Raw genomic sequence first — 25,133 nt, forward strand, 5'->3', positions numbered from 1 at the left:
CTATTCTACCAGAAAAAAGGGCGATTCTTCTATATTTGAGGCAAAAAAGTGGGGGCTGATCCCAAAACGCATTCGCGTTTTGGGTCAGCCCCTTTTTTTCTTTATCCTGGCTGCCAGAGAATCCTATTCATCACCGTTCTTTCAATCTTTGACGCGGTTTTGCCAAACTTCACCGTTTGGGTGTCTTATTGAAAATGAGGCGGCCGCTATGTATAATGAGGAAGTGTGGGAAAAGCGAAGAAATCACTTGCAATCTCGCTTACATACGAGTATAATATCAAATGTTGGTCTTTGACTGCGATGAAGTGGAAGGTTGCTGACACACCCGGCCGCTTTGCCACGGCGGTGTGCAGGAAATTTCCATGGAGAAGTCTATTTTCAAAATAGGCGAAGAAGGAGGGAAACCAAAATGGCAAAAGAAAAAATCCGTATTCGTTTAAAGGCTTATGATCATCGAATTTTAGATCAATCGGCAGAGAAAATCGTCGAAACGGCAAAACGTTCTGGGGCGAAAGTGTCGGGGCCGATCCCGCTGCCGACGGAAAGAACGGTCTATACGATTTTGCGTGCCGTTCACAAGTACAAAGACTCTCGTGAACAATTCGAAATGCGGACACACAAACGTTTGATTGACATTATCAATCCGACTCCGCAAACGGTTGATTCGTTGATGCGGCTGGATTTGCCGTCGGGCGTTGATATTGAAATTAAACTTTAATCGATTAGGAGGTGTGACGAATGACGAAGGGAATCTTAGGCAGAAAAATCGGTATGACGCAAATATTTGCGGAAAATGGCGATTTGATTCCGGTTACTGTCATCCATGCAACACCAAACGTCGTGTTGCAAAAGAAAACGATCGAAAACGACGGTTATGAAGCGATCCAATTAGGGTTTGAAGATATTAGCGAAAAACGCGCCAACAAACCGCAAATTGGCCATGCTGCCAAAGCAAACACGGCACCTAAGCGCTTCATTCGTGAAATTCGCGGCGCCAACATCAATGAGTATGAAGTGGGCCAAGAAGTAAAAGTGGACATTTTCAGCGAAGGCGACATCGTCGATGTCACAGGCATTTCCAAAGGGAAAGGGTTCCAAGGGGCCATTAAGCGCCACGGCCAGTCGCGCGGGCCAATGGCTCACGGTTCTCGCTATCATCGTCGCCCGGGTTCGATGGGTGCCATCGCGCCAAACCGCGTATTCAAAACGAAAAACTTGCCGGGACGCATGGGCGGCGAGCGTGTGACGATTCAAAACTTGAAAATTGTCAAGGTCGATCCGGAACGTAACTTGTTGCTCATCAAAGGGAACGTACCGGGCCCGAGAAAAGGATTAGTGATCGTAAAAAGCGCCGTTAAAGCGAAAGCGAAGGCGAAATAACATTTGGCCGAGAAAGGAGGAACTACGTAATGCCAAAAGTAGCATTATATAACCAAAACGGGCAGACAGTCGGAGAAATCGAGCTGAACGATGCCGTTTTTGGGATTGAACCGAATAAACACGTATTGTTCGAAGCTGTCATTATGCAGCGCGCCTCGATGCGCCAAGGAACGCACAAAACGAAAAACCGCGCGGAAGTGAGCGGCGGCGGCCGCAAACCGTGGCGTCAAAAAGGGACAGGACGCGCCCGCCAAGGTTCGATTCGCGCTCCGCAATGGCGTGGCGGCGGCACGGTCTTTGGTCCGGTTCCGCGCAGCTACAGCTACAAATTGCCGAAAAAAGTCCGCCGTTTAGCGATCAAATCGGCATTGTCTTCAAAAGTGCTCGAAAACGACATCGTGGTACTGGACCAATTGTTGCTTGAAGCACCGAAGACGAAGGAAATGGTCAAAATTTTAAACAATCTCGCAGTGGACCGGAAAGCATTGATTGTAACCGACGAGCTCAATGAGAATGTATATTTGTCGGCGCGCAACATCCCGGGCGTCAAAGTCGTTCCGGCCAACGGCATCAACGTGCTTGACGTGTTAAACCACGATAAGCTCGTCATTACGAAGGCGGCCGTGGAGAAAGTAGAGGAGGTGCTTGCATAATGAAAGACCCTCGCGACATTATTAAGCGCCCCATCATCACGGAAAACACAATGAATTTGATCGGGCAAAAGAAATATACGTTTGAGGTCGACGTCAAAGCGAACAAAACGGAAGTGAAAGACGCGGTCGAGAAAATTTTTGGCGTCAAAGTCGAGAAAGTCAACATCATGAACTATAAAGGGAAATTTAAACGCGTCGGCCGCTACAGCGGCTATACGAACCGCCGCCGCAAAGCGATCGTCACGCTGACGCCGGACAGCAAAGAAATCGAACTGTTTGAAGTGTAAGACTAAAAGTGAAGGAGGGACATTCCGATGGCGATTAAAAAATACAAACCGACATCGAACGGCCGTCGCGGCATGACGGTGCTTGATTTCTCGGAGATCACGACAGACCAGCCGGAAAAATCGCTGCTTGCTCCATTAAAGAAAAAAGCAGGCCGCAACAACCAAGGGAAAATTACTGTTCGCCATCAAGGCGGGGGTCATAAGCGTCAATACCGGATCATCGACTTTAAGCGTGACAAAGATGGAATTCCAGGACGCGTTGCTACGATTGAGTACGATCCGAACCGCTCGGCGAACATCGCGCTCATCAACTATGCTGACGGTGAAAAACGGTACATCATCGCGCCGAAAAACTTAAAAGTCGGCATGGAAATCATGTCGGGTCCGGATGCGGACATTAAAATCGGGAATGCATTGCCGCTTGAAAACATCCCGGTCGGTACGCTTGTCCACAACATCGAATTGAAGCCGGGCCGTGGCGGGCAATTGGTGCGCGCAGCCGGAACGTCGGCGCAAGTGCTCGGGAAAGAAGGCAAATATGTCATCGTTCGCCTCGCTTCGGGCGAAGTGCGCATGATTTTGGGCAAATGCCGCGCTACTGTCGGTGAAGTCGGCAACGAGCAGCACGAACTTGTCAACATCGGGAAAGCAGGGCGTGCTCGCTGGTTAGGCATCCGTCCGACTGTTCGCGGTTCGGTTATGAACCCGGTTGATCATCCGCACGGCGGTGGTGAAGGAAAAGCACCGATCGGACGCAAGTCGCCGATGACGCCGTGGGGCAAACCGACGCTCGGATACAAAACGCGCAAAAAGAAAAACAAATCGGATAAATTCATCATTCGCCGCCGTAAGAAATAATGAACGAGCGCAATTCAGAAGGGAGGTTCACTTATGGGTCGCAGCTTAAAAAAAGGTCCGTTTTGCGATGAACATTTGATGAAAAAAATCGAAAAGCTCAATGAAACTGGGCAAAAACAAGTGATCAAAACATGGTCTCGCCGTTCGACGATCTTCCCGCAGTTTGTCGGCCATACGATCGCCGTATATGACGGCCGCAAACATGTACCGGTATACATCACAGAAGACATGGTCGGGCACAAATTGGGTGAATTTGCGCCGACGCGCACGTTCCGCGGCCATGCTGGCGATGACAAGAAAACAAAACGGTAATGAGAGGAGGTTCTGGATATGCAAGCTAAAGCTGTTGCGAGAACCGTTCGCATCGCTCCTCGTAAAGCGCGCTTAGTCATTGACTTGATCCGTGGGAAGGAAGTGGGCGAAGCATTCGCGATTTTGCGCCACACGCCAAAAGCGGCTTCCCCGATCATTGAAAAAGTGTTGAAATCGGCTGTTGCCAACGCTGAACACAACTATGACATGGACGTCAACAACCTGGTCATTTCCCAAGCGTACGTTGATGAAGGTCCAACGTTGAAACGTTTCCGTCCGCGTGCGATGGGCCGGGCAAGCGCCATTAATAAACGCACAAGCCATATTACAATCGTCGTGTCAGAAAAGAAGGAGGGATAATCCGTGGGTCAAAAGGTCAATCCGATCGGTCTGCGCATCGGCATCATTCGTGACTGGGAATCGAGATGGTATGCGGAAAAAGACTATGCAGACCTCGTGCATGAGGACTTAAAAATCCGTGAATACATCAACAAACGTTTGCAGGACGCAGCCGTTTCCCGCGTAGAGATTGAACGCGCCGCCAACCGCGTTAACGTGACGATCCATACGGCGAAACCGGGCATGGTCATCGGGAAAGGCGGTTCGGAAGTGGAAGCGCTCCGCAAAGCGCTCACGCAATTGACCGGCAAACGCGTTCACATCAACATCGTTGAAATCAAAAAACCGGATTTGGATGCGAAACTTGTTGCGGAAAATATTGCCCGCCAGCTTGAAAACCGTGTATCGTTCCGCCGGGCGCAAAAACAAGCGATTCAACGGGCGATGCGCGCCGGGGCGAAAGGGATCAAAACGATGGTGTCCGGCCGCTTAGGCGGTGCAGAGATTGCACGTTCGGAACATTACAGCGAAGGGACGGTTCCACTCCATACGCTGCGCGCTGACATTGACTATGCGACGGCAGAAGCCGATACGACGTACGGAAAAATCGGCGTGAAAGTATGGATTTACCGTGGGGAAGTCCTTCCGACAAAGAAAAAAGCTGAGGAAGGAGGAAAATAATCATGTTAATGCCAAAACGCGTCAAATATCGCCGTGAACATCGCGGACGGATGAAAGGCCGCGCCAAAGGCGGTACGGAAGTTCATTTCGGTGAATTCGGCCTGCAAGCGCTGGAATCGGCTTGGATTACGAACCGGCAAATTGAGGCCGCCCGTCGGGCAATGACCCGCTACATGAGACGGGGCGGAAAAGTATGGATTCGCATTTTCCCTTCGAAACCGTACACAGCGAAACCGCTTGAAGTGCGGATGGGTTCCGGTAAAGGGGCTCCGGAAGGCTGGGTTGCGGTTGTCAAACCAGGCAAAGTGATGTTTGAAGTGGGCGGTGTTTCCGAGGAAGTGGCACGTGAAGCGTTGCGTTTGGCTTCTCACAAACTTCCGATCAAATGCAAATTCGTAAAACGTGAAGAAACTGGTGGTGAAGCGTAATGAAAGCGAAAGAAATCCGTGAGTTAACCACTGCCGAAATCGAACAAAAAATTAAAGCGTTGAAGGAAGAGCTGTTCAACCTTCGCTTCCAGCTGGCGACGGGCCAACTGGAAAACACGGCGCGCATCCGCCAAGTGCGCAAAGACATCGCCCGTATGAAAACGATCATTCGCGAACGTGAGCTCGCTGCCAATAAATAATGTTTGAGAGGAGGTTTGCGGAATGAGCGAACGCAATCAACGCAAAGTGTACGTCGGACGGGTCGTATCAGACAAAATGGACAAAACGATTACCGTTTTGGTTGAAACGTACAAAAAACATCCGTTATACGGCAAGCGCGTGAAATATTCGAAAAAATATAAAGCGCATGACGAACATAACGAAGCGAAAGTGGGCGACATCGTCAAAATCATGGAAACCCGCCCGCTGTCGGCAACGAAACGGTTCCGCCTCGTCGAGATCGTTGAAAAAGCAGTTGTGCTGTAATCATTTCATTCCAGGTCGGGGAGATAAGTCCGAAAGGAGGTTTCGTCGATGATTCAACAAGAATCTCGCTTAAAAGTAGCTGATAACTCTGGCGCACGCGAAGTGCTTGTCATTAAAGTGCTCGGAGGCTCGGGCCGCCGCTATGCGAACATCGGCGATGTTGTTGTCGCTACGGTTAAAGATGCGACGCCAGGTGGCGTTGTTAAAAAAGGTCAAGTCGTAAAAGCGGTGGTCGTCCGCACAAAACGCGGGGTGCGCCGTCCGGACGGTTCATATATCCGTTTTGACGAGAACGCCTGCGTCATCATTCGCGATGACAAAAGCCCGCGCGGCACGCGTATTTTTGGGCCGGTTGCCCGCGAACTGCGCGACAAAGATTTCATGAAAATCATTTCGTTAGCCCCGGAAGTTATCTGATGGGATGGAAGCACGTTTCAAGGAGGTGCGAATGCGATGCATGTAAAAAAAGGTGACAAAGTGCAAGTAATCTCCGGCAAAGACAAAGGCAAACAAGGCGTCATCCTGGCGGCGTTTCCGAAGAAAAACCGCGTCATCGTTGAGGGCGTCAACATTGTGAAAAAGCATGCGAAACCGTCGCAAGCGAATCCGCAAGGCGGCATCATTGAAAAAGAGGCGCCGATCCATGTGTCAAAAGTGATGCCGTTAGATCCGAAAACAGGCGAACCGACGCGCATCGGCTACAAAATTGTCGATGGTAAAAAAGTGCGCTACGCGAAAAAATCCGGAGAGATTTTAGATAAATAATCGTGACGCAGGAAAGGAGGTACCTTTATGAACCGCCTAAAAGAGAAGTATGTAAAAGAAGTCGTTCCTGCTCTGATGAGCAAGTTCAACTATAAATCGATCATGCAAGTGCCGAAAATCGAAAAAATCGTCATCAACATGGGTGTCGGCGACGCGGTGCAAAACCCGAAAGCATTAGACAGCGCCGTCGAAGAGCTGACGTTGATCGCCGGCCAGCGTCCGGTTGTGACGCGCGCGAAAAAATCGATTGCGGGCTTCCGTCTCCGCCAAGGGATGCCGATCGGTGCAAAAGTAACGTTGCGCGGTGAACGGATGTATGAATTTCTTGATAAGTTGATCTCGGTCTCGCTCCCGCGCGTGCGCGACTTCCGCGGGGTATCGAAAAAAGCGTTCGATGGCCGCGGCAACTATACGCTCGGCATTAAAGAGCAGCTCATTTTCCCGGAGATTGACTACGATAAAGTGAACAAAGTGCGCGGCATGGATATCGTGATCGTCACAACGGCCAACACGGACGAAGAAGCGCGTGAACTGCTGGCGTTGCTGGGCATGCCATTCCAAAAATAATGATCCCATAAGGCAAGGGAGGCGAAATCGTGGCTAAAAAATCGATGATCGCGAAACAAAAACGGACGCCGAAGTTTAAAGTAAGAGCGTATACCCGCTGCGAGCGCTGCGGCCGCCCGCATTCGGTTTACCGCAAGTTTAAACTTTGCCGTATTTGTTTCCGTGAACTCGCATATAAAGGTCAACTTCCTGGCATCAAAAAAGCCAGCTGGTAATCAACCCATTGATTGGGAAGGAGGTAAAACAAAATGGTGATGACAGATCCAATTGCTGATATGCTGACCCGCATTCGGAATGCGAATATGGTTCGTCACGAAAAGCTCGAAGTCCCGGCTTCGAAAATCAAGCGGGAAATCGCCGAAATTTTAAAGCGCGAAGGGTTTATTCGTGATTATGAATATATCGAAGACAACAAACAAGGCATTCTCCGCATCTTCTTGAAGTACGGCCCGAACAATGAACGCGTCATTACAGGGCTGAAACGCATCAGCAAACCCGGTTTGCGCGTATACGTCAAGGCTCATGAAGTGCCGCGCGTCTTAAACGGCTTAGGCATCGCGATTCTTTCGACATCGCAAGGCATCTTAACGGACAAAGAAGCACGGCAAAAAGGCACGGGCGGCGAAGTAATCGCCTACGTTTGGTAATTTATTTGCTCAAGAATGGAGGTGTGTTTGACATGTCACGTGTCGGCAAAAAACCAATTGAAATTCCTGCCGGTGTCACCGTTACTGTGAACGGCAATACCGTTACGGTCAAAGGGCCGAAAGGGGAATTAACCCGCACGTTCCATCCGGATATGACGATCACTGTTGAGGGCAATGTGATCACCGTTACGCGCCCAAGCGATGAAAAACATCACCGCGCGCTCCACGGCACGACGCGCAGCTTGCTCGCCAACATGGTCGAAGGCGTTTCGAAAGGGTATGAAAAAGCGCTCGAACTCGTTGGTGTCGGGTACCGGGCGTCCAAACAAGGGAAAAAGCTTGTGTTGAACGTTGGTTACTCCCATCCGGTAGAAATTGAGCCAGAAGCAGGGCTCGAAATCGAAGTGCCGTCCCAAACGAAAATTATCGTCAAAGGGGCAGACAAACAACGCGTCGGCGAATTGGCAGCCAACATTCGTGCTGTACGCCCGCCGGAGCCGTATAAAGGCAAAGGCATTCGCTACGAAGGCGAATTGGTGCGCCTGAAGGAAGGCAAAACTGGTAAATAACGCGGCATAGCGAAGCGAAAGGAGTGACACTCGATGATCACAAAAGTTGACCGAAACGCGGTCCGCAAAAGAAGACACGCGCGCATCCGGAAAAAAATCTTCGGCACGACTGAACGTCCGCGGTTGAGCGTGTTCCGTTCGAACAAACATATTTATGCACAAATTATTGATGATACAAAATCAGCAACGATTGTCAGCGCGTCGACATTGGATAAAGAGTTCGGCTTAGATTCGACGAACAACATTGAGGCGGCGAAAAAAGTCGGCGAACTTGTCGCCAAACGGGCGTTGGAAAAAGGCATCAAACAAGTCGTCTTCGATCGCGGCGGATATTTGTACCATGGCCGGGTGAAAGCACTAGCGGATGCCGCCCGCGAAGCCGGTCTGGAATTCTAATCACAAAGGAGGGACAACGATGCGTCGTATCGATCCAAATAAACTCGAACTCGAAGAGCGTGTAGTCGCGGTCAACCGTGTAGCAAAAGTCGTGAAAGGCGGACGTCGCCTGCGCTTTTCAGCTCTCGTCATCGTCGGCGATAAAAACGGCCACGTCGGATTTGGCACCGGGAAAGCGCAAGAAGTTCCGGAAGCGATCCGCAAAGCCATTGAAGATGCGAAGAAAAACTTAATTGAAGTGCCGATCGTCGGCACAACGATTCCACATGAAGTCATCGGCCACTTCGGCGCTGGGGAAATCATTTTAAAACCGGCCTCTGAAGGTACCGGGGTTATCGCCGGCGGTCCGGCCCGTGCCGTATTAGAGCTGGCGGGCATCAGCGACATTTTGTCAAAATCGATCGGCTCGAACACGCCAATCAACATGGTGCGCGCCACGTTCGATGGGTTGAAACAATTAAAACGCGCCGAAGACGTAGCAAAATTGCGCGGCAAAACAGTCGAGGAACTGTTAGGATAAGGAGGGAACGATCATGGCAAAAAAACTGGCGATTACCCTCACGCGCAGCGTGATTGGCCGTCCGGAAGATCAGCGCATTACCGTCAGAACGCTCGGCTTGCGGAAAATGCATCAAACGGTCGTCCATAACGACAATCCTGCCATCCGCGGGATGATCAACAAAGTCGCTCATCTGGTCAAAGTGAAAGAAATTGAGGAATAATCGTAAGGAGGTGCTTCGCCATGAAACTTCATGAATTGCAACCAGCGCCGGGTTCCCGGAAGAAAGCGGTCCGCGTTGGCCGCGGGATCGGGTCAGGCAACGGCAAAACGTCCGGACGTGGTCAAAAAGGTCAAAATGCCCGCTCGGGTGGAGGGGTTCGCCTCGGTTTTGAGGGCGGTCAAACGCCGTTGTTCCGCCGTTTGCCGAAGCGCGGCTTCACGAACATCAACCGGAAAGAATATGCAGTCGTGAACTTGGAAAAACTGAACCGTTTTGAAGACGGAACGGAAGTAACGCCGGAATTGCTCCTTGAAACGGGCGTTATTAGCAAGTTGAAATCGGGTGTGAAAATTTTAGGCAAAGGCCAAATCGAGAAAAAACTGACGGTCAAAGCACATAAATTCTCAGCATCGGCGAAAGAGGCCATTGAAGCGGCTGGCGGTAAAACTGAGGTGATTTAATGTTTCGGACAATCTCCAACTTTATGCGCGTCAGTGATATTCGAAACAAAATCATTTTCACTCTTCTTATGCTGATCGTGTTCCGCATCGGAACGTTCATCCCGGTTCCGGGCGTGAACACCGATGTGCTCAAGCTGCAAGATGAATTAAATTCGTTCGGCGTCCTGAACATTTTTGGCGGCGGGGCGCTGCAAAACTTTTCAATTTTTGCCATGGGGGTTATGCCCTACATCACCGCGTCGATTATCGTCCAGCTGCTGCAAATGGACGTCGTTCCGAAATTTACAGAATGGTCGAAGCAAGGCGAGGTTGGCCGGCGTAAATTAGCTCAGTTTACCCGCTATTTCACGGTCGTGCTCGGGTTTATCCAAGCGCTCGGCATGTCGTACGGCTTCAACAATTTAGCCGGCGGGATGCTCATTCGAAATCCGGGCATCGGCACGTATTTGCTGATCGCGGTCGTCTTGACGGCCGGCACCGCATTTTTAATGTGGCTCGGTGAGCAAATCACCGCCAAAGGCGTCGGAAATGGGATTTCGATCATTATTTTTGCAGGGATCGTCTCCGGCATTCCGACAGTCCTAAACCAAATCTACGCCCAGCAGTTTGAAAATGTCGGGGAAGATTTGTTTTTGCGCATCGTCCGGCTCCTGCTCGTGGCGTTGGCGGTCATCGCCGTCATCGTTGGGGTCATTTACATCCAGCAGGCGTTCCGGAAAATTCCGATCCAATATGCCAAACGGCTTGAAGGCCGGAGTCCGGTTGGCGGCCATTCCACCCACTTGCCGTTAAAAGTGAACCCGGCCGGGGTTATTCCAGTGATTTTTGCGATCTCATTTTTAATTGCACCACCGACGATCGCATCGTTTTTTGGTACGAATGATGTAACATTGTGGATTCGCCGAACGTTTGATTATACCCATCCGATTGGCATGACGATTTACGTCGTGCTTATTATCGCGTTTACGTACTTTTATGCGTTCGTCCAAGTCAACCCGGAGCAAATGGCGGAGAATTTGAAGAAGCAAGGCGGCTACATTCCAGGCATCCGTCCTGGAAAGAATACACAAGAGTATGTAACGAGAATTTTGTACCGGCTGACGCTCGTCGGCTCTGTCTTTTTAGCGGTCATTGCCGTGCTGCCGGTGTTCTTCGTGAACGTTGCGAACTTGCCACCTTCTGCGCAAATTGGCGGTACGAGCTTGCTCATTGTCGTCGGCGTGGCGCTGGAGACAATGAAACAGCTTGAGAGCCAGCTGGTGAAACGTCATTACCGTGGATTCATCAAATAAAGAAGGCAAGAGCGGGCATCCCTTGCCGATAGGGGGAGTTAGGATGAATTTAGTGCTGATGGGGCTTCCGGGTGCCGGCAAAGGCACGCAGGCCGAGAAAATCGTAGCGGCTTACGGTATTCCGCACATTTCAACGGGCGATATGTTTCGGGCGGCGATGAAGGAAGGAACGCCGCTAGGGCTTCAAGCGAAGCAATATATGGACCGCGGCGACCTTGTTCCGGATGAAGTGACGATCGGCATTGTCCGTGAACGGCTGAGCAAAGACGATTGCCAAAACGGTTTTTTGCTCGATGGATTCCCGCGCACGGTCGCTCAAGCGGAGGCGCTAGAAACGATGTTGGCCGACATCGGCCGCAAACTTGACTATGTCATCCATATCGATGTCCGCCAAGACGTTTTAATGGAGCGCTTGACCGGCAGACGGATTTGCCGCAACTGCGGAGCGACGTACCATCTTGTTTTTCATCCGCCGGCGAAACCGGGTGTTTGCGATAAGTGCGGGGGGGAATTGTACCAGCGCGCCGATGATAACGAAGCGACAGTGGCGAACCGGCTCGAAGTGAATATGAAACAAATGAAGCCGCTCCTTGACTTTTACGAACAAAAAGGCTATTTGCGCCACATTAACGGCGAACAGGACATGGAAAAGGTGTTTGCCGATATTCGTGAATTGCTCGGGGGACTTGCTCGATGATCATTTGCAAAACCGCGCACGAAATCGCCCTCATGCGCGAGGCTGGAAAAATTGTTTCCGCTACGTTGGAAGAGTTGAAAAACCATATTCGCCCCGGGGTCACGACAAAGGAACTGGATGCCATCGCGGAGGAAGTGATTCGTTCCCATGGCGCCGTTCCATCGTTTAAAGGATACCAAGGGTTCCCGGGAAGCATTTGCGCTTCAGTCAATGAGGAGCTTGTGCACGGCATTCCCGGCGACCGCGTGTTATGCGAGGGCGACATTATTACGATCGATGTGGGCGCCCAGTATGAAGGGTATCACGCCGACTCCGCCTGGACGTATCCCGTTGGGGAGATCGATGCGGAGACGAAGCGGCTGCTCGACGTAACAGAACAATCGTTGTATGTCGGACTCGCCGAGGCGAAGCCAGGCGCTCGTTTGACGAACATTTCTCATGCGATTCAAACGTATGTTGAAGCGCACCATTTTTCCGTCGTTCGCGAGTATGTGGGGCATGGAATTGGTCAACACTTACATGAAGACCCGCAAGTCCCGCATTATGGGCCGCCGAATAAAGGGCCGATTTTGCGTCCGGGGATGACGCTATGCATCGAACCGATGGTCAATGCGGGCAGCCGCCATGTCAAAACGTTGGCTGATGACTGGACCGTCGTGACGGCGGACGGAAAACGGTGTGCCCATTTTGAACATACGATTGTGATTACGGAAAATGGCTATGAAATTTTAACGTGAACGGATCGAGGTAGAGCCGCCTCGAGGCGCTCGGGCAGATCGGCGAACCGTTTTCAACGTTTGCAGTTGTCTAAAGCTGTTTTGTCGATTCCGCGATCAAGGCGGCCGCTTACCGACCTTCCCGTTCACCGTGGACAATTGCGCCGCCTTATGTCCGTCCGGTTTTGCGTAACACAATGTTACTCATTCGAAGGAGGGGGAGCCGCTCGATGGCAAAAGACGATGTCATTGAAGTAGAAGGCACCGTCATTGAAACATTGCCAAATGCGATGTTTCGTGTAGAATTAGAAAATGGGCATACGGTATTGGCCCATGTGTCCGGCAAAATCCGCATGCACTTCATCCGCATTTTGCCCGGCGACCGAGTGACGGTGGAATTGTCGCCCTATGATTTGACGCGTGGACGAATCACGTATCGGTATAAATAAAAGATTGCACTCCGTTTAATAAGGAGGTAAACAACATGAAAGTGAGACCATCTGTCAAACCGATTTGCGAAAAATGCAAAGTTATTCGCAGACGCGGCAAAGTCATGGTCATTTGTGAAAATCCAAAACACAAACAACGTCAAGGGTAATTTCCAAGGAGGTGTACTACGATGGCACGTATTGCAGGTGTTGACATTCCGCGCGACAAGCGCGTAGTCATTTCGTTAACATACATTTACGGGATCGGCAAACCAACGGCGCAAAAAATCTTAAAAGAAGCAGGGGTATCGGAAGACACGCGCGTCCGTGACTTAACGGAAGAAGAGCTTGGCCGCATTCGCGAAATCGTCGGCCGCTTAAAAGTGGAAGGGGATTTGCGCCGCGAAGTATCGTTAAACATTAAACGGCTGATGGAAATCGGTTGCTATCGCGGACTCCGCCATCGCCGCGGATTGCCGGTTCGCGGCCAAAACACGAAAAACAATGCCCGCACGCGCAAAGGTCCGCGCCGTACGGTAGCGAATAAGAAAAAATAATCACGCAAAGGAGGTCATTTGACGAATGGCACGCAGAACAAACACTCGCAAACGCCGGGTGAGAAAAAATATTGACACTGGCATCGCTCATATCCGTTCGACTTTCAACAACACGATCGTGACGATTACGGACGTTCATGGCAACGCCATCGCCTGGGCGAGCGCCGGTTCGCTCGGATTCAAAGGCTCGCGTAAATCGACGCCGTTTGCGGCGCAAATGGCAGCCGAAGCGGCAGCGAAAGCGTCGATGGAACACGGCATGAAAACGGTCGAAGTGAACGTCAAAGGTCCGGGGGCTGGCCGTGAGGCAGCGATCCGTGCGTTGCAGGCAGCCGGGTTGGAAATTACGGCGATCAAAGACGTCACTCCAATCCCGCACAATGGATGCCGTCCGCCAAAACGTCGCCGCGTGTAACGCCCCTGTATAGAATTTGAACCATTGTCAATAATGGGATATGATAAAGACCGTGACAGGGAAGCCGGCTTTGGCCGCCGGCAAGCTGAAAGAGAGAGATTCATGGGGGAATGTTATTAGGCGTGTACCGTTTGGTCGGGGTCTCGACGTTTTGAAGGAGGGTATAATAATCGATGATTGAAATTGAAAAGCCGAAAATTGAAACGGTCGAACTGAGCGAAGATGCCAAATACGGCAAATTCGTCGTCGAACCGCTTGAGCGTGGATATGGTACAACTTTAGGGAACTCCTTACGTCGTATCCTATTGTCTTCACTCCCTGGTGCGGCTGTGACATCGGTGCAAATCGACGGTGTACTGCACGAGTTTTCAACGATTGACGGCGTCGTCGAGGATGTGACAGCCATCATCTTGAATATCAAAAAATTGGCGTTGAAGATTTATTCAGACGAAGAGAAAACGTTGGAAATTGATGTGCAGGGTGAAGGAGTTGTCACGGCTGCCGATATTACTCACGACAGCGATGTAGAAATTTTAAACCCGGACCTTCATATTGCTACGCTGGCGGAAGGCGGTCGCCTGCGCATGCGCATGACCGCCAGACGGGGACGTGGGTATGTCCCGGCCGAGGCGAACAAGCGCGAGGACCAGCCAATCGGCGTGATTCCGATCGACTCCATCTATACGCCGGTCTCCCGTGTTTCCTATCAGGTCGAAAATACACGGGTCGGCCAAGTGACCGACTATGACAAATTGACGATCGACGTTTGGACCGATGGGAGCATCGGGCCGAAAGAAGCCATTTCCCTTGGGGCGAAAATTTTAACCGAGCACTTGAACATTTTTGTCGGCTTGACGGATGAAGCGCAAAATGCTGAAATCATGGTAGAGAAAGAGGACGATCAAAAAGAAAAAGTGCTGGAAATGACGATCGAGGAGCTCGATCTGTCTGTCCGTTCCTACAACTGCTTGAAGCGTGCCGGCATTAACACCGTTCAGGAGCTGACGCAAAAAACGGAAGAGGATATGATGAAAGTGCGCAACCTCGGCCGCAAATCGCTCGAAGAAGTGAAAGCGAAGTTAGCGGAGCTGGGGCTTAGCCTCCGTAAAGACGATTAAGCGCCAGCCCCGCCCGGTGGGGCGGACATGCGCGTTGGCCATAGATTTGGCATTAAGCGCCGATCGACTACGACAGCAATGAGGAACACATCATTTTAAAAGGGAGGGACATTTGATGTCGTACAGAAAACTAGGACGCACGACTTCTCAACGGAAAGCATTGCTTCGCGATTTAGCGACAGATTTAATCATCAATGAACGCATCGAAACGACGGAAGCGCGAGCAAAAGAATTGCGCTCGGTTATCGAAAAAATGATCACGCTCGGCAAACGCGGCGATTTGCATGCCCGTCGTCAAGCAGCGGCATTTATCCGCAAGGAAGTCGCCAACAGTGAAACCGGCCAAGATGCACTGCAAAAGCTGTTCAGTGACATTGCGCCGCGCTACCAAGACCGCCAAGGCGGCTATACACGCATTATGAAACTTGGTCCTCGCCGCGGAGACGGGGCGCCGATGGTCATTATTGAGCTCGTGTAACGGTTTCATTTCAACAAGGGCGAGACAGTTTCGTTTGAACTGGATCTATGCCCTTTTTTTGTTTACCATCATTTAGCAAGGCACGGCCGGAAACGTGCCAAGGCGAGGAGAAACAATCATGGCCGAACCGATCCTTTCGATCGAAGGAGTGTATTTCCGTTATCCGAACCAATCGGAGTATGCAGTGCAAAACGTGAGCTTCCAGGCCGGACGCGGGGAGTGGCTGGCGATTGTCGGCCATAACGGATCCGGCAAGTCGACCGTTGCCCGGCTGTTAATCGGTTTGCTTCGGCCGGAGCGGGGCGTCATTCGCCTGTTTGGGCGCCCTCTCGATGAAACGACCGTCTGGGAGGTGCGCCGGCGCGTCGGCATGGTGTTTCAAAATCCAGATAACCAATTTGTCGGGACAACTGTCGAGGATGATATCGCCTTTGCCCTTGAAAATAATGGTGTTCCGCGCGATGAAATGATTGAGCGCATCCGTGAAGCCATCCGCCTGGTGCATATGGAGGCGTTTCTCGAACACGAGCCGCACCGGCTTTCCGGCGGGCAAAAGCAGCGTGTCGCTATCGCCGGCATTTTGGCGCTTCACCCTGATATGATCATTTTGGATGAAGCGACATCGATGCTCGACCCGCGGGGAAGGGAAGAGGTGCTCGAGACGGTTCGCCGCTTGAACCGGCAACAGCGCATTACAGTATTGTCGATCACGCACGATTTGGAGGAAGCGGCGAAAGCCGACCGCATCATCGTGATGAACAAAGGTGAGGTCATGGCGGAAGGGACGCCGGAGCAAATCTTTCGGCTTGGGGGCAAGCTCGAGCGCATCGGCCTTGATTTGCCGTTTGCCGTGAAAATGGGCAGCCGTTTGCGGGAACAAGGCATTCCGCTTCGTTCCGCACACTTGACGACGGAGGAGTTGGTCGAAGAGCTATGGACATTGTATTCGAAAAAGTAGAACATGTATACAATGCCCGTTCGCCGCTCGCCCGCCGGGCGCTGTATAATGTGAATGTGTCGATTCCCAGCGGGGCATACGTCGCCATCGTTGGCCACACCGGTTCGGGCAAATCGACGCTCCTTCAACACTTAAACGGCTTGCTGCAACCGACAAGCGGCACGATAAAAATCGGCGATGAGATCGTCACCGGCGACAAGCGGCCGAAGCAGCTCAAACCGCTGCGCAAAAAGGTTGGGATTGTGTTCCAATTTCCGGAACACCAGTTGTTTGAGGAAACGGTCGAGAAGGATATTTGTTTTGGCCCGCTTAATTTCGGCGTTTCCGAAGAAGAGGCGAAACGGAAAGCGCGAGAGCTTATCAAACTAGTCGGGCTCAGCGAGGATGTGTTGGCCAAATCGCCGTTCGATTTAAGCGGCGGGCAAATGCGGCGCGTCGCCATTGCCGGCGTGCTGGCGCTTGAACCGGAAGTGCTGGTGCTTGATGAACCGACCGCTGGGCTGGACCCACGCGGGCGAAAAGAGATTATGGAGATGTTTTACCGTCTTCATTGCGAAAAACGGTTAACAACGGTGCTCGTGACTCATAGTATGGAAGATGCCGCCCGCTATGCCGACCAAATCATCGTCATGCATGAAGGGACGGTGTGGGGGCAGGGAGCGCCGGAAGAGGTGTTCCGCGATGCCGATCGGCTTGCCGCCATTGGCCTTAGCGTACCGGAGACGGTCAAGTTGAAGCGGGAGCTGGAAGCGCGGTTTGGGGTCGCCATTCCCTCTCCGTGTTTGACGATCGAACAGACGGTGGAGGCCATCCAGCAACTGTTTTCTAGGGTGAGCATTCATGACTAATCATTTCATTATCGGGCAATACGTGCCCGGCCATTCGCTCATTCACCGCTTAGATCCGCGGGCGAAGCTGCTGATCGTATTCGCCTATGTTTTCATCGTTTTTTTGGCGAATAATGCAGTGACGTATGCGGTGCTGTCGTTGTTTACGTTTGCTTTTGCAGCCCTGTCGCGCATCCCGCTTTCTTTCATTTTGCGCGGCTTAAAGCCGATTTTATGGGTCGTGTTGTTTACGTTGTTATTGCATGTATTGATGACGAAAGAAGGGGATGTCCTCTACCGGATTGGCGCGCTGTCCGTTTACGAAGGCGGCATTCGGCAAGGAATTTTTATTTCCATGCGATTTTTGCTCCTTGTGCTCATGACGACGATGCTGACGCTGACGACAACGCCGATTGAAGTGACCGATGGCGTCGAAAGCTTGCTTAGTCCATTGAAAAAATGGCGCGTGCCGGTTCATGAGCTCGCCTTAATGATGGCGATTTCGCTCCGCTTCATTCCAACTTTAATGGAAGAAACAGAAAAAATTATGAAAGCGCAAGCCGCCCGCGGCGTCGACTTTTCCGGCGGCCGGTTCTCTGAGCGGATGAAGGCGATCGTCTCGCTTCTTGTGCCGCTGTTTATCAGTTCGTTCAAGCGGGCGGATGAGCTGGCGACGGCGATGGAAGCGCGCGGCTACCGCGGCGGCGAAGGGCGGACGAAACTCCGCCAGCTTGCTTGGAAGCCGGCAGACACCGTGTTGTTAGCCGCTACGGCCCTGCTGGCGCTGTTGCTCTTTTTATTACGCTCATAGCGGAGGAAGGCCATGACGAGACGGATCAAATGCGTGGTAGCGTATGACGGCACCCATTTTTCCGGTTATCAAATTCAGCCGGGAAAACGGACGGTGCAAGGCGAGATTGAGGAAGTGCTCAAACGGATGCATAAAGGGAAAGCCGTGCGTGTAACGGCTTCCGGGAGGACGGATGCCGGGGTTCACGCCTATGGGCAAGTCATCCACTTCGATACGGCGCTTGTGCTTTCTCCTGAACAGTGGAAAAGAGCGTTAAACGCCCAGCTTCCGGACGATATCGCCGTTCGTTCGGCAGAGGAGGCAGACAGCACCTTTCATGCCCGCTTTTCGGCCAAGGCAAAAGAGTACCGCTACAAAGTGTGGACTGCCGCCGACCGCGACGTCTTTCGCCGCCATTACTGCGCGTGGCATCCATACCCGCTGCATATCGGCGCCATGGATGAAGCGCTTCGCCAACTGATCGGGACGCATGACTTTACGAGCTTCTGCTCCGCCAAAACGGAAATGGAGGATCGCATACGCACCATTTACCAGGCAGAGGTGGAAACCGACGGTTCGATGATGGAATTCCGGTTCATCGGCAGCGGCTTTTTGTACAACATGGTGCGCATCATCGTCGGCACAGTGCTTGAAATTGGCCAAGGGAGGCGGTCCCCGGCAGACATTGCAGCATTGCTTGCAGCCAAAGACCGGAGACTCGCTGGCCCGACGGCGCCGGCGGAAGGATTGTATTTATGGCGGGTGTACTATGATGATGAGTTTTTCGCCGTCAGTTGACCGGTGGTGAACACCGTGTTCGAAAGTCGTCTCACGCTTTTAGATGACAAAAAACCGGGGCGCCATAAGTGAAGACAACGAGTCCCCGTGTAACATCTTCTTGACATTGGCGTTCCGGCAAGCTATTATATCATATGGCATGTATTTTCCACGATTAGCCCCGGACAGCAATCGTGTTGAAATAAACAACTTTACTTGTTCATTTTTCTTTTTAGGAGGGAACTACATTGCGTACGACTTATATGGCGAAACCGAATGAAGTAGAGCGTAAATGGTACGTTGTCGACGCAGCCGGCAAAACGTTGGGTCGTCTGGCCAGCGAAGTCGCAGCGCTGTTGCGCGGCAAACATAAACCGACATTCACTCCGCACGTTGACTGCGGGGATCATGTGATCGTCATCAATGCTGACAAAGTGGAACTGACAGGGAAAAAGTTAACGAAAAAATTGTACTATCGCCACAGCTTATATCCAGGCGGTTTGAAAGTGAGAACGGCGCTCGAAATGCGCACGAATTATCCGGAACAAATGATTGAACGGGCGGTGCGCGGCATGCTTCCAAAAGGCAGCCTTGGCCGTCAAATGTTCAAAAAACTGCATGTTTACCGCGGAAGCGAACACCCGCATCAAGCGCAAAAACCGGAAGTATACGAACTTCGCGGATAATTGACAAGGGAGGGTATTTATTTTGGCACAAGTACAATATTACGGTACAGGTCGTCGCAAAAGCTCGGTTGCTCGCGTCCGCCTCGTCCCGGGCGATGGACGCATCATCGTCAACAAACAAGACATTCGTGAATATATTCCGACAGAAGCGCTTATCGAAATGGTAAAGCAACCGCTTGTACTGACAGAAACGCTCGGCAGCTACGACGTGTTGGTGAACGTTCACGGCGGCGGATTTGCCGGCCAAGCGGGCGCCATTCGCCACGGCATCGCCCGCGCGTTGCTTCAAGTCGATCCGGAATTCCGCACCGTATTGAAGCGCGCTGGCTTGCTGACGCGCGATGCCCGCGTCAAAGAGCGGAAAAAATACGGGCTCAAAGGCGCCCGCCGCGCTCCGCAGTTCTCGAAACGTTAACCGTGTTGTCCAACCCAGCCAGTTTGGCTGGGTTTTTTGCTTATTTCTGCCTTTGGCCCGCGCGCATGTTTGCGTTCGATCGTTAAACACTACATCGTAAAGGAGCGTGAAACACGATGACAGTCATCACTTCATTCGCGGAAAAAAGGCAGGAAAAGCAGCTCCGCTATGAGCGGAAAATGCTGCGGGAGTTGTCGCTGGAGAAATTGCGGGCCAAAGTGTTGGAACATTTTACCCCTTTCTATCAAATGTACCGGATTTTCCCATCTACTGTTGAGGAAGGCTGCATTGATCTGGCCATTGAAGCGTATTTGCTCGGCGCCCATTACAGCCGGTTCGGCTATTATGGGGAGTCTGTGGACAGCGTGCGCCGACGTTGCGCGCAAGAGGAGAAATATTTAATTGACACACTTTTTGATTTTCTCTGCTTTTGGGGCAACATCGACGACGATCTGCTCGGCCAGTCGCTCTATTACGCCTGCGAGCAATATATCGTCGGCTGGTGGACCGAAGGGTTTGAACGGGGAAAAAAACGGCGCCGCCTAAAACTTCACTGAATAAGTTCTATTCCCGCCCCTTGTCCCATATAAGATAGAGAAGGGAAACGTGCGGGAGGAGAAACGATGAAAGAAAAATGGAAGTGGCTTGTCGCCTTTGCCGCGGCTGCCATTGCGGGAATTTTGTTATTTCCGTCTTTATTTTCTGATCTGACCTCAACAAAACCGTGGAATCTCCCATTGTCCGGGCGAATTATCGTCCTAGACCCCGGCCATGGCGGGCCGGATGGCGGGGCGGTCGGTGGCGAGGTGCTGGAAAAAGAAATCGCGCTCAACGTCGCGAAAAAATTGCGGGACTACTTGCAGCAACAAGGAGCGCTCGTTCTGATGACGCGGGAGACAGACCGCGATTTGGCCAGCCCGTCCACGCGCGGCTACAGCCGGCGGAAAACGGAAGATTTGCACGAACGAACATCATTCATTAACCATTCCGATGCGGATTTGTTTATCAGCATTCACCTCAATGCCATTCCATCCCCGCGCTGGCGGGGGGCACAGACGTTTTATTACGGCTCGCTCATCGAAAACGAGCGGCTCGCCAAATTCATCCAAGCCGAGTTGCGGCGCAACTTGGAAAACACCCACCGGGTAGCGAAAATGATTGATACCGTTTATTTGCTAAAACATGCCAAAAAGCCCGGAGCGCTCGTTGAAGTTGGATTTTTATCGAATCCGGACGAGCGGGAGCTGCTCGCCTCTGACCATTACCAGACGAAACTCGCCGCCTCGATTTACAAAGGAGTGCTGCGTTACTTTTCGAACGAACCTACCCCTCGCGAATAGCGAGGTTTTTTATCGTCCCGAAGCGGGAAAGGCCCTGCTTCCAAGCGGGGAAGAACGGCCAAGGCGAGAGAACCGTTCTCCCCCGTCCAAAAGCGCGCCATCGCCATTCATACATCTGAAAAGAACACTCAATGTAACGAATGTCGAAAAGCCGGGACAGGCAGGGGGCCGAAATGGAAGCCATCTGGCGGTTTATGGTATAGTAAATATATAAGGGAACTATTGATTTGAAAAAGGGTTGGTGAATACGATGCTGACGGAAAACGAAGTGCGAGCCATTCTTGAAAACATGAAAGACCCGTTTTTAAACAAGACCTTTAAGGAAACAAACGCCATTCAAGAAATTAAAATTAAGGAAGAGAAAAACCATGTCAGCGTAAAGATCGCGCTTGCCAAAACCGGCACGCCTGACCAACTGCGCGTGCAAACGGCGATCGTCCAGCAGCTGAAAGAGGCTGGCGCCGCATCCGTCGGCTTGCGGTTTGCCGAACTGCCGCGCGAAGTGGTTGAGAAATACAGCGACAATCCGCAAAAAACGACGTATATCGCCATCGCCAGCGGCAAGGGCGGCGTCGGAAAATCAACGGTTTCCGTCAACTTAGCGGTCGCGCTCGCCCGGCTTGGCAAAAAAGTCGGGTTGATCGACGCCGATATTTATGGGTTTAGCGTTCCAGACATGATGGGAATTACTCAGCGTCCGACAGTGCGGGGCGATAAAATCATCCCCGTCGAGCGGTTTGGGGTGAAAGTCATTTCGATGGCCTTTTTCGTCGAGGACAATGCTCCGGTCATTTGGCGCGGCCCGATGCTTGGAAAAATGCTGAACAACTTCTTCAAAGAAGTTGAGTGGGGCGACTTGGATTACTTGCTGCTCGACTTGCCTCCAGGCACCGGCGATGTCGCGTTAGACGTGCACACGCTTTTGCCGTCATGCAAAGAAATTATCGTCACCACTCCGCACCCGACCGCCGCGTTTGTCGCCGCCCGCGCCGGAGCGATGGCGCTGCGCACCGACCACGAAATTATCGGTGTCATTGAAAATATGTCGTATTACGAAAGCCGGAAAACGGGTGAGCGGGAATACGTCTTTGGCAAAGGCGGCGGGGAAAAGCTGGCAAAGGAGCTGAACACGGAGTTGCTCGGGCAGCTGCCCCTTCAGCAGCCGGACTGGAACGATGATGATTTCGCTCCGTCCATTTACGCCGAAGATCATCCGATCGGAAAAATTTATATGGACATCGCCCGCAAAATAGCGGAGAAATATTAAGGGGAATAACGAAAAAGGTGTCCGATGGCGCGGAACTGCATTGCATCGCCTGCTCTTTGGAACGTTGCGATCCCGTCCCCCGCCGGACACCTTTTTTTGATTGATTATCCTCCCCCGCCTTGTTGGTTGCCTCCGCCGCTTTCTTCCCCTTCTTCTCCTTCCCCTTCTCCTTGTTTTTCAGCGCCTTGTTGGAGCGATTCCGCCGCTTTTGTCAGCATATCTTGAATTTTGGCTTGGTACAGCGGGCTGTTTAGCGTTTCTGTAACTACCTTTTGCAAGTGTTGGCGGAACTCTTTGCTTTTCACTACTTCGATCATGGCCTTTTCCATTTCTGGATCTTTTAAAATGTCCATCATCATCTGTTGATAGTCGGGATCCTTCATCAGCGCTTTTATCATTTTTTCATGTTCCTTTTGCAGTCCCTTGGCAAAGCTTTCGGCAAATTTCGGGTCTTTTAAAGCGGTTTCCCAAAATTTTTTCCCTTGTTCCGATGTCAGCACCTTTTCGAGTGTATCTTTCACAGCGGCTTGATCCATCACAAGTTGCTGCTTCATTTGGTCTTCCGCCATAATATCTTGAATCGCCTTTTTCCCCTCATCTGTTTTTAAAATGTCGACGACCATTTTTTTCGTTTCGTCATAATCCGGGGGAGGAGGGCTGATTTCTTGGGGAGCACATGAGCTGAGCACGAGAAAACTGAGCAAGAGGAGCATTAGGCACTTGGTCATAAAAATGAGCTCCTTTCTGCAAAAATCCCTCACCTTTAATATGAATGTTGGGGAAAAAAATATGCATTTGGCTGAATGGAAGCTGGCTTTTTCAAGAGGGTGCTGGTAAAATGTTAAGCGGGCTATGTTGAATAATGGAGGATGAAACAAACTGTGAACAGCCGCAAATGGGTGCGTTTATTTTTGACCACGCTGCTGATCGGCGGAATCGCGACAGCAGCCGTCGGGATAGTTTTGAATTGGAAAGAGTTTGGACATCTCCTTGTACGTTTCGAGGTCATTGAATTTCTTGCCGTATTGCTTTGGCATGTCGGCGTCGGCTTTATTTTCAGCGTCATCAGCCAGGCGGGCTTTTTTGCCTATTTGACCGTCCATCGGTTCGGACTTGGCATGTTCCGTTCCCTCTGGAACGCTGTCCAGCTAGTTTTGATCATGTTCGTGCTGTTCGATCTAGTCTATTTCCGCTACATGGTGTTTGCGGATAAAGGCGATTCGATCATCCCGTATGTATTGACCGCCTTGTTTATTTTGGCGGTTGGCTTAGCCGTTGCCTACATAAAAAGCGCGCAGACGAACAAAGGGGCATTCGTCCCGGCGCTGTTCTTTATGGTCGTGGTAACGGTGATTGAATGGTTTCCCGTTTTGCGCATCAATGACCGAGACTGGTTATATTTGATGCTGATTCCGTTACTAGTATGCAATGCATATCAACTTCTTATACTGCATAAATTGACAGGCGGCGCAGGATCGTCCGCGTAAAGCGCCGCCTGTTCTTTTTTGTCGGGCCGCTCATTCTAAAAGGAAACATGATCAGGATATCATCCAACTGCAGCGGCCATGCTAAAGTCTTGAGGGAAGGCTGGCGGCTTTTAGGCGAAAACCCGCCTCCCGCCCTTTTTAGTCGATCCCTTTGCTTTCTGCTTCACCGTTGGCCAGCAGCTCAGAGAGGCTGGCGTTTTTATAGCCGTTTTCTTTCATGGCTGCAATAATTTTCGGCAGCGCCTTTGCCGTTTGTTTGGCCGAGTCGGACGCGTGAAGGAGCACAATATCGCCCGGCTCCAAATTGCTTGTGACGTTGGCGACAATTTGCTCTGTGCCGGGATTCAGCCAGTCCTTCGAGTCAACGCTCCAATGCACAACCGTATAGCCGAGAGACTCCGCAAGTTTTAGCACCTTTTTGTTAAAATTCCCTCCCGGGGGGCGCAGCAACTCGACGTTTTTCACACCTAACATGTCGAACACTTTCTCCGCCATCATTAAATCTTGGCGGATTTTAGCGTTCTCGAGTTCTGCATAATTGACAAAATTATACCCCATGCTGCCGATTTCATGCCCTTCCTCTTTGATCCGCTTTACGACGGACGGATGGCGTTCAGCCCATGAGGCTGATAAAAAAAAGGTTGCGTTTTTAATCCCGTGTTGTTTCAATACGTCCAAAATTTTTTCCGCGTTCTCATCCCCCCAGCTAATGTCAAACGTCAATGCCACCTCATCGCGGTCATTGTCCACCTTGTACACGGCCTTAGGCCCAGAGGAAAGCGAAAACACGGGTCGGTTCATTTCATAAGCGTATAGGATGACCGCAGTGAAAAAAGCAGAACAAATAATAATGAGAGCTTTTTTCAATGTCCGCCCATTTAGTGCGTAAAACATGGCTTCCATCCCTCCCTAAACAGTTGTCCTATGTACATCTTATGCGGCGGTCTATGGCGGTTATGAAACATAATTGCCACTCCTTGGCGCCAGAGTAGGCAAAAGCGGGGGTGGGGATAAACATGGATTGGGATCCGCAAACTTCCTAAAAATATTATCTTGCATTTTTGGAGGTAAAGTGGTATATTTTTAAACGTCGCTGTTCGGAAAAGCAGTTTGGCAACAGCGAAGCAAAAAAGTGGTTGACATCAAAAAAGTGTTATGATAATATAAAAGAGCTGTTTACAAAGGACAACTTACAGCGTTCCTTGAAAACTGAACGAAACAAAGCGCGACGAAATGCGGAGGTCCGCATGGGCCGAAGCAAAAGCCAATCAACTTTCTTTGGAGAGTTTGATCCTGGCTCAGGACGAACGCTGGCGGCGTGCCTAATACATGCA

The 25,133-nt window shown here is 51.3% G+C and carries 43 protein-coding genes and 1 rRNA gene; 42 read left to right on the forward strand and 2 right to left on the reverse strand.

Going from position 1 to position 25,133, the window contains the following annotated elements:
• The 40 genes from CV945_RS17590 to CV945_RS13405 all read left to right on the forward strand — a co-directional run.
• A partial coding sequence (locus CV945_RS17590; RefSeq protein ID WP_232722159.1) for a hypothetical protein occupies nt 1-295 on the forward strand: 295 nt, incomplete at its 5' end.
• Nucleotides 296-409: 114 nt separating this feature from the next.
• Nucleotides 410-718: a 30S ribosomal protein S10 gene (gene rpsJ / locus CV945_RS13215; RefSeq protein WP_008881945.1), complete on the forward strand. Its 309-nt coding sequence runs from the start codon at nt 410-412 to the stop codon at nt 716-718.
• 20 nt (nt 719-738) lie between these two features.
• A complete protein-coding gene (gene rplC, locus CV945_RS13220; protein ID WP_033008659.1) occupies nt 739-1,380 on the forward strand; it encodes a 50S ribosomal protein L3 in 642 nt (213 codons plus the stop codon).
• Between the two features lie 29 nt (nt 1,381-1,409).
• Nucleotides 1,410-2,033, forward strand: coding sequence for a 50S ribosomal protein L4 (gene rplD / locus CV945_RS13225; protein WP_100659948.1), 624 nt, complete (start codon nt 1,410-1,412; stop codon nt 2,031-2,033).
• Complete coding sequence (gene rplW, locus CV945_RS13230; protein ID WP_033008663.1) at nt 2,033-2,320, forward strand: 50S ribosomal protein L23; 288 nt, start codon at nt 2,033-2,035, stop codon at nt 2,318-2,320. Before rplD ends, rplW begins: the two co-directional genes overlap by 1 nt.
• A 27-nt stretch (nt 2,321-2,347) precedes the next feature.
• Nucleotides 2,348-3,178 carry a 50S ribosomal protein L2 gene (rplB, locus tag CV945_RS13235; RefSeq protein WP_011229623.1) on the forward strand — a complete coding sequence of 277 codons (831 nt, stop codon included), beginning with the start codon at nt 2,348-2,350 and terminating at the stop codon, nt 3,176-3,178.
• A 33-nt stretch (nt 3,179-3,211) separates the two neighbouring features.
• Nucleotides 3,212-3,490 (forward strand): 30S ribosomal protein S19, encoded by a 279-nt coding sequence (gene rpsS / locus CV945_RS13240; RefSeq protein WP_003247570.1) that lies wholly within the window; start codon nt 3,212-3,214, stop codon nt 3,488-3,490.
• A gap of 18 nt (nt 3,491-3,508) precedes the next feature.
• Nucleotides 3,509-3,850, forward strand: coding sequence for a 50S ribosomal protein L22 (gene rplV, locus CV945_RS13245; RefSeq protein ID WP_033008668.1), 342 nt, complete (start codon nt 3,509-3,511; stop codon nt 3,848-3,850).
• Between the two features lie 3 nt (nt 3,851-3,853).
• Complete coding sequence (rpsC, locus tag CV945_RS13250) at nt 3,854-4,510, forward strand: 30S ribosomal protein S3 (RefSeq protein WP_033008670.1); 657 nt, start codon at nt 3,854-3,856, stop codon at nt 4,508-4,510.
• A gap of 2 nt (nt 4,511-4,512) precedes the next feature.
• A complete protein-coding gene (gene rplP / locus CV945_RS13255) occupies nt 4,513-4,938 on the forward strand; it encodes a 50S ribosomal protein L16 (RefSeq protein ID WP_011229627.1) in 426 nt (141 codons plus the stop codon).
• A complete protein-coding gene (rpmC, locus tag CV945_RS13260) occupies nt 4,938-5,138 on the forward strand; it encodes a 50S ribosomal protein L29 (RefSeq protein ID WP_011229628.1) in 201 nt (66 codons plus the stop codon). The genes rplP and rpmC overlap by 1 nt, the downstream gene beginning before the upstream one ends.
• Before the next feature lie 22 nt (nt 5,139-5,160).
• Nucleotides 5,161-5,424, forward strand: a complete 264-nt coding sequence (rpsQ, locus tag CV945_RS13265; protein WP_033008672.1) for a 30S ribosomal protein S17 — start codon at nt 5,161-5,163, stop codon at nt 5,422-5,424.
• A 48-nt stretch (nt 5,425-5,472) separates the two neighbouring features.
• A complete protein-coding gene (gene rplN, locus CV945_RS13270) occupies nt 5,473-5,841 on the forward strand; it encodes a 50S ribosomal protein L14 (protein WP_011229630.1) in 369 nt (122 codons plus the stop codon).
• A gap of 36 nt (nt 5,842-5,877) precedes the next feature.
• Complete coding sequence (gene rplX / locus CV945_RS13275) at nt 5,878-6,189, forward strand: 50S ribosomal protein L24 (protein ID WP_011229631.1); 312 nt, start codon at nt 5,878-5,880, stop codon at nt 6,187-6,189.
• A 27-nt stretch (nt 6,190-6,216) separates the two neighbouring features.
• On the forward strand, nt 6,217-6,756 hold the full coding sequence (gene rplE / locus CV945_RS13280; RefSeq protein ID WP_033008675.1) for a 50S ribosomal protein L5: 540 nt from the start codon (nt 6,217-6,219) through the stop codon (nt 6,754-6,756).
• A gap of 29 nt (nt 6,757-6,785) precedes the next feature.
• Nucleotides 6,786-6,971: a type Z 30S ribosomal protein S14 gene (locus CV945_RS13285; RefSeq protein ID WP_003247599.1), complete on the forward strand. Its 186-nt coding sequence runs from the start codon at nt 6,786-6,788 to the stop codon at nt 6,969-6,971.
• 33 nt (nt 6,972-7,004) lie between these two features.
• Complete coding sequence (rpsH, locus tag CV945_RS13290; RefSeq protein ID WP_012820490.1) at nt 7,005-7,403, forward strand: 30S ribosomal protein S8; 399 nt, start codon at nt 7,005-7,007, stop codon at nt 7,401-7,403.
• Between the two features lie 32 nt (nt 7,404-7,435).
• Nucleotides 7,436-7,972: a 50S ribosomal protein L6 gene (gene rplF / locus CV945_RS13295; protein WP_100659949.1), complete on the forward strand. Its 537-nt coding sequence runs from the start codon at nt 7,436-7,438 to the stop codon at nt 7,970-7,972.
• A 33-nt stretch (nt 7,973-8,005) separates the two neighbouring features.
• Nucleotides 8,006-8,368, forward strand: coding sequence for a 50S ribosomal protein L18 (gene rplR / locus CV945_RS13300; protein ID WP_100659950.1), 363 nt, complete (start codon nt 8,006-8,008; stop codon nt 8,366-8,368).
• A 19-nt stretch (nt 8,369-8,387) separates the two neighbouring features.
• Nucleotides 8,388-8,888, forward strand: a complete 501-nt coding sequence (gene rpsE, locus CV945_RS13305; RefSeq protein ID WP_100659951.1) for a 30S ribosomal protein S5 — start codon at nt 8,388-8,390, stop codon at nt 8,886-8,888.
• A gap of 13 nt (nt 8,889-8,901) precedes the next feature.
• Nucleotides 8,902-9,090: a 50S ribosomal protein L30 gene (gene rpmD / locus CV945_RS13310; protein WP_033008683.1), complete on the forward strand. Its 189-nt coding sequence runs from the start codon at nt 8,902-8,904 to the stop codon at nt 9,088-9,090.
• 20 nt (nt 9,091-9,110) lie between these two features.
• Entirely contained in the window at nt 9,111-9,551 is a 441-nt protein-coding gene (gene rplO / locus CV945_RS13315; RefSeq protein ID WP_011229638.1) for a 50S ribosomal protein L15, read from the forward strand.
• Nucleotides 9,551-10,843, forward strand: coding sequence for a preprotein translocase subunit SecY (secY, locus tag CV945_RS13320; protein WP_100659952.1), 1,293 nt, complete (start codon nt 9,551-9,553; stop codon nt 10,841-10,843). Before rplO ends, secY begins: the two co-directional genes overlap by 1 nt.
• A gap of 43 nt (nt 10,844-10,886) precedes the next feature.
• Entirely contained in the window at nt 10,887-11,540 is a 654-nt protein-coding gene (locus tag CV945_RS13325; RefSeq protein WP_033008686.1) for an adenylate kinase, read from the forward strand.
• Nucleotides 11,537-12,277, forward strand: coding sequence for a type I methionyl aminopeptidase (gene map, locus CV945_RS13330; RefSeq protein WP_044746820.1), 741 nt, complete (start codon nt 11,537-11,539; stop codon nt 12,275-12,277). Before CV945_RS13325 ends, map begins: the two co-directional genes overlap by 4 nt.
• A 209-nt stretch (nt 12,278-12,486) precedes the next feature.
• Nucleotides 12,487-12,705: a translation initiation factor IF-1 gene (gene infA, locus CV945_RS13335; RefSeq protein WP_011229642.1), complete on the forward strand. Its 219-nt coding sequence runs from the start codon at nt 12,487-12,489 to the stop codon at nt 12,703-12,705.
• Nucleotides 12,706-12,740: 35 nt separating this feature from the next.
• Nucleotides 12,741-12,854 (forward strand): 50S ribosomal protein L36, encoded by a 114-nt coding sequence (gene rpmJ / locus CV945_RS13340; RefSeq protein ID WP_003247619.1) that lies wholly within the window; start codon nt 12,741-12,743, stop codon nt 12,852-12,854.
• A 21-nt stretch (nt 12,855-12,875) separates the two neighbouring features.
• Nucleotides 12,876-13,241 (forward strand): 30S ribosomal protein S13, encoded by a 366-nt coding sequence (gene rpsM / locus CV945_RS13345; protein WP_008881920.1) that lies wholly within the window; start codon nt 12,876-12,878, stop codon nt 13,239-13,241.
• A 25-nt stretch (nt 13,242-13,266) separates the two neighbouring features.
• Entirely contained in the window at nt 13,267-13,656 is a 390-nt protein-coding gene (rpsK, locus tag CV945_RS13350) for a 30S ribosomal protein S11 (RefSeq protein ID WP_011229644.1), read from the forward strand.
• Between the two features lie 173 nt (nt 13,657-13,829).
• On the forward strand, nt 13,830-14,774 hold the full coding sequence (locus tag CV945_RS13355) for a DNA-directed RNA polymerase subunit alpha (RefSeq protein WP_033008688.1): 945 nt from the start codon (nt 13,830-13,832) through the stop codon (nt 14,772-14,774).
• Nucleotides 14,775-14,889: 115 nt separating this feature from the next.
• Nucleotides 14,890-15,252 carry a 50S ribosomal protein L17 gene (rplQ, locus tag CV945_RS13360; RefSeq protein ID WP_033008689.1) on the forward strand — a complete coding sequence of 121 codons (363 nt, stop codon included), beginning with the start codon at nt 14,890-14,892 and terminating at the stop codon, nt 15,250-15,252.
• Between the two features lie 118 nt (nt 15,253-15,370).
• Nucleotides 15,371-16,210 (forward strand): energy-coupling factor ABC transporter ATP-binding protein, encoded by an 840-nt coding sequence (locus CV945_RS13365; protein WP_033008690.1) that lies wholly within the window; start codon nt 15,371-15,373, stop codon nt 16,208-16,210.
• Nucleotides 16,186-17,058, forward strand: a complete 873-nt coding sequence (locus tag CV945_RS13370; RefSeq protein WP_100659953.1) for an energy-coupling factor ABC transporter ATP-binding protein — start codon at nt 16,186-16,188, stop codon at nt 17,056-17,058. Before CV945_RS13365 ends, CV945_RS13370 begins: the two co-directional genes overlap by 25 nt.
• Nucleotides 17,051-17,848, forward strand: coding sequence for an energy-coupling factor transporter transmembrane component T family protein (locus CV945_RS13375; protein WP_033008694.1), 798 nt, complete (start codon nt 17,051-17,053; stop codon nt 17,846-17,848). Before CV945_RS13370 ends, CV945_RS13375 begins: the two co-directional genes overlap by 8 nt.
• Nucleotides 17,849-17,860: 12 nt before the next feature.
• Complete coding sequence (gene truA, locus CV945_RS13380; protein WP_033008695.1) at nt 17,861-18,625, forward strand: tRNA pseudouridine(38-40) synthase TruA; 765 nt, start codon at nt 17,861-17,863, stop codon at nt 18,623-18,625.
• A gap of 227 nt (nt 18,626-18,852) precedes the next feature.
• A complete protein-coding gene (gene rplM, locus CV945_RS13385) occupies nt 18,853-19,290 on the forward strand; it encodes a 50S ribosomal protein L13 (protein ID WP_011229651.1) in 438 nt (145 codons plus the stop codon).
• Nucleotides 19,291-19,312: 22 nt separating this feature from the next.
• On the forward strand, nt 19,313-19,705 hold the full coding sequence (rpsI, locus tag CV945_RS13390) for a 30S ribosomal protein S9 (protein ID WP_033008697.1): 393 nt from the start codon (nt 19,313-19,315) through the stop codon (nt 19,703-19,705).
• Nucleotides 19,706-19,821: 116 nt separating this feature from the next.
• Nucleotides 19,822-20,262 (forward strand): YbaK family protein, encoded by a 441-nt coding sequence (locus tag CV945_RS13395; protein WP_095858716.1) that lies wholly within the window; start codon nt 19,822-19,824, stop codon nt 20,260-20,262.
• Nucleotides 20,263-20,328: 66 nt separating this feature from the next.
• Complete coding sequence (cwlD, locus tag CV945_RS13400) at nt 20,329-21,045, forward strand: N-acetylmuramoyl-L-alanine amidase CwlD (protein WP_033008702.1); 717 nt, start codon at nt 20,329-20,331, stop codon at nt 21,043-21,045.
• 250 nt (nt 21,046-21,295) lie between these two features.
• Nucleotides 21,296-22,312, forward strand: a complete 1,017-nt coding sequence (locus CV945_RS13405) for an Mrp/NBP35 family ATP-binding protein (protein ID WP_033008706.1) — start codon at nt 21,296-21,298, stop codon at nt 22,310-22,312.
• Nucleotides 22,313-22,416: 104 nt separating this feature from the next.
• Here the strand turns inward: CV945_RS13405 and gerD are convergent, their stop codons facing one another.
• A complete protein-coding gene (gerD, locus tag CV945_RS13410) occupies nt 22,417-23,040 on the reverse strand; it encodes a spore germination lipoprotein GerD (RefSeq protein ID WP_100659954.1) in 624 nt (207 codons plus the stop codon).
• 153 nt (nt 23,041-23,193) lie between these two features.
• On the opposite strand from gerD, the gene CV945_RS13415 reads away from it, so the two are divergent.
• The gene (locus tag CV945_RS13415) at nt 23,194-23,799 is read left to right on the forward strand and encodes a KinB-signaling pathway activation protein (protein ID WP_033008717.1); all 606 of its coding nucleotides are present in this window, start codon (nt 23,194-23,196) and stop codon (nt 23,797-23,799) included.
• Nucleotides 23,800-23,937: 138 nt separating this feature from the next.
• Here the strand turns inward: CV945_RS13415 and pdaB are convergent, their stop codons facing one another.
• On the reverse strand, nt 23,938-24,693 hold the full coding sequence (gene pdaB, locus CV945_RS13420; protein WP_100659955.1) for a polysaccharide deacetylase family sporulation protein PdaB: 756 nt from the start codon (nt 24,691-24,693) through the stop codon (nt 23,938-23,940).
• 381 nt (nt 24,694-25,074) lie between these two features.
• Between pdaB and CV945_RS13425 the strand changes: the two genes are divergently transcribed.
• Nucleotides 25,075-25,133 (forward strand): 16S ribosomal RNA (locus CV945_RS13425); the annotation flags it as partial.

The sequence above is a fragment of the Geobacillus sp. Manikaran-105 genome, assembly GCF_002809955.1.
In the GTDB taxonomy this organism is placed as follows: Bacteria; Bacillota; Bacilli; order Bacillales; family Anoxybacillaceae; genus Geobacillus; species Geobacillus thermophilus.

Bases quoted from the DNA above. Each gene is read 5' to 3' on its own strand.
- rpsJ (WP_008881945.1), top strand. From the start codon at position 410: ATGGCAAAAGAAAAAATCCGTATTCGTTTAAAGGCTTATGATCATCGA.
- rplC (WP_033008659.1), top strand. From the start codon at position 739: ATGACGAAGGGAATCTTAGGCAGAAAAATCGGTATGACGCAAATATTT.
- rplD (WP_100659948.1), top strand. From the start codon at position 1,410: ATGCCAAAAGTAGCATTATATAACCAAAACGGGCAGACAGTCGGAGAA.
- rplW (WP_033008663.1), top strand. From the start codon at position 2,033: ATGAAAGACCCTCGCGACATTATTAAGCGCCCCATCATCACGGAAAAC.
- rplB (WP_011229623.1), top strand. From the start codon at position 2,348: ATGGCGATTAAAAAATACAAACCGACATCGAACGGCCGTCGCGGCATG.
- rpsS (WP_003247570.1), top strand. From the start codon at position 3,212: ATGGGTCGCAGCTTAAAAAAAGGTCCGTTTTGCGATGAACATTTGATG.
- rplV (WP_033008668.1), top strand. From the start codon at position 3,509: ATGCAAGCTAAAGCTGTTGCGAGAACCGTTCGCATCGCTCCTCGTAAA.
- rplP (WP_011229627.1), top strand. From the start codon at position 4,513: ATGTTAATGCCAAAACGCGTCAAATATCGCCGTGAACATCGCGGACGG.
- rpmC (WP_011229628.1), top strand. From the start codon at position 4,938: ATGAAAGCGAAAGAAATCCGTGAGTTAACCACTGCCGAAATCGAACAA.
- rpsQ (WP_033008672.1), top strand. From the start codon at position 5,161: ATGAGCGAACGCAATCAACGCAAAGTGTACGTCGGACGGGTCGTATCA.
- rplN (WP_011229630.1), top strand. From the start codon at position 5,473: ATGATTCAACAAGAATCTCGCTTAAAAGTAGCTGATAACTCTGGCGCA.
- rplX (WP_011229631.1), top strand. From the start codon at position 5,878: ATGCATGTAAAAAAAGGTGACAAAGTGCAAGTAATCTCCGGCAAAGAC.
- rplE (WP_033008675.1), top strand. From the start codon at position 6,217: ATGAACCGCCTAAAAGAGAAGTATGTAAAAGAAGTCGTTCCTGCTCTG.
- rpsH (WP_012820490.1), top strand. From the start codon at position 7,005: ATGGTGATGACAGATCCAATTGCTGATATGCTGACCCGCATTCGGAAT.
- rplF (WP_100659949.1), top strand. From the start codon at position 7,436: ATGTCACGTGTCGGCAAAAAACCAATTGAAATTCCTGCCGGTGTCACC.
- rplR (WP_100659950.1), top strand. From the start codon at position 8,006: ATGATCACAAAAGTTGACCGAAACGCGGTCCGCAAAAGAAGACACGCG.
- rpsE (WP_100659951.1), top strand. From the start codon at position 8,388: ATGCGTCGTATCGATCCAAATAAACTCGAACTCGAAGAGCGTGTAGTC.
- rpmD (WP_033008683.1), top strand. From the start codon at position 8,902: ATGGCAAAAAAACTGGCGATTACCCTCACGCGCAGCGTGATTGGCCGT.
- rplO (WP_011229638.1), top strand. From the start codon at position 9,111: ATGAAACTTCATGAATTGCAACCAGCGCCGGGTTCCCGGAAGAAAGCG.
- secY (WP_100659952.1), top strand. From the start codon at position 9,551: ATGTTTCGGACAATCTCCAACTTTATGCGCGTCAGTGATATTCGAAAC.
- CV945_RS13325 (WP_033008686.1), top strand. From the start codon at position 10,887: ATGAATTTAGTGCTGATGGGGCTTCCGGGTGCCGGCAAAGGCACGCAG.
- map (WP_044746820.1), top strand. From the start codon at position 11,537: ATGATCATTTGCAAAACCGCGCACGAAATCGCCCTCATGCGCGAGGCT.
- infA (WP_011229642.1), top strand. From the start codon at position 12,487: ATGGCAAAAGACGATGTCATTGAAGTAGAAGGCACCGTCATTGAAACA.
- rpmJ (WP_003247619.1), top strand. From the start codon at position 12,741: ATGAAAGTGAGACCATCTGTCAAACCGATTTGCGAAAAATGCAAAGTT.
- rpsM (WP_008881920.1), top strand. From the start codon at position 12,876: ATGGCACGTATTGCAGGTGTTGACATTCCGCGCGACAAGCGCGTAGTC.
- rpsK (WP_011229644.1), top strand. From the start codon at position 13,267: ATGGCACGCAGAACAAACACTCGCAAACGCCGGGTGAGAAAAAATATT.
- CV945_RS13355 (WP_033008688.1), top strand. From the start codon at position 13,830: ATGATTGAAATTGAAAAGCCGAAAATTGAAACGGTCGAACTGAGCGAA.
- rplQ (WP_033008689.1), top strand. From the start codon at position 14,890: ATGTCGTACAGAAAACTAGGACGCACGACTTCTCAACGGAAAGCATTG.
- CV945_RS13365 (WP_033008690.1), top strand. From the start codon at position 15,371: ATGGCCGAACCGATCCTTTCGATCGAAGGAGTGTATTTCCGTTATCCG.
- CV945_RS13370 (WP_100659953.1), top strand. From the start codon at position 16,186: ATGGACATTGTATTCGAAAAAGTAGAACATGTATACAATGCCCGTTCG.
- CV945_RS13375 (WP_033008694.1), top strand. From the start codon at position 17,051: ATGACTAATCATTTCATTATCGGGCAATACGTGCCCGGCCATTCGCTC.
- truA (WP_033008695.1), top strand. From the start codon at position 17,861: ATGACGAGACGGATCAAATGCGTGGTAGCGTATGACGGCACCCATTTT.
- CV945_RS13395 (WP_095858716.1), top strand. From the start codon at position 19,822: ATGACAGTCATCACTTCATTCGCGGAAAAAAGGCAGGAAAAGCAGCTC.
- cwlD (WP_033008702.1), top strand. From the start codon at position 20,329: ATGAAAGAAAAATGGAAGTGGCTTGTCGCCTTTGCCGCGGCTGCCATT.
- CV945_RS13405 (WP_033008706.1), top strand. From the start codon at position 21,296: ATGCTGACGGAAAACGAAGTGCGAGCCATTCTTGAAAACATGAAAGAC.
- gerD (WP_100659954.1), bottom strand. From the start codon at position 23,040: ATGACCAAGTGCCTAATGCTCCTCTTGCTCAGTTTTCTCGTGCTCAGC.
- pdaB (WP_100659955.1), bottom strand. From the start codon at position 24,693: ATGTTTTACGCACTAAATGGGCGGACATTGAAAAAAGCTCTCATTATT.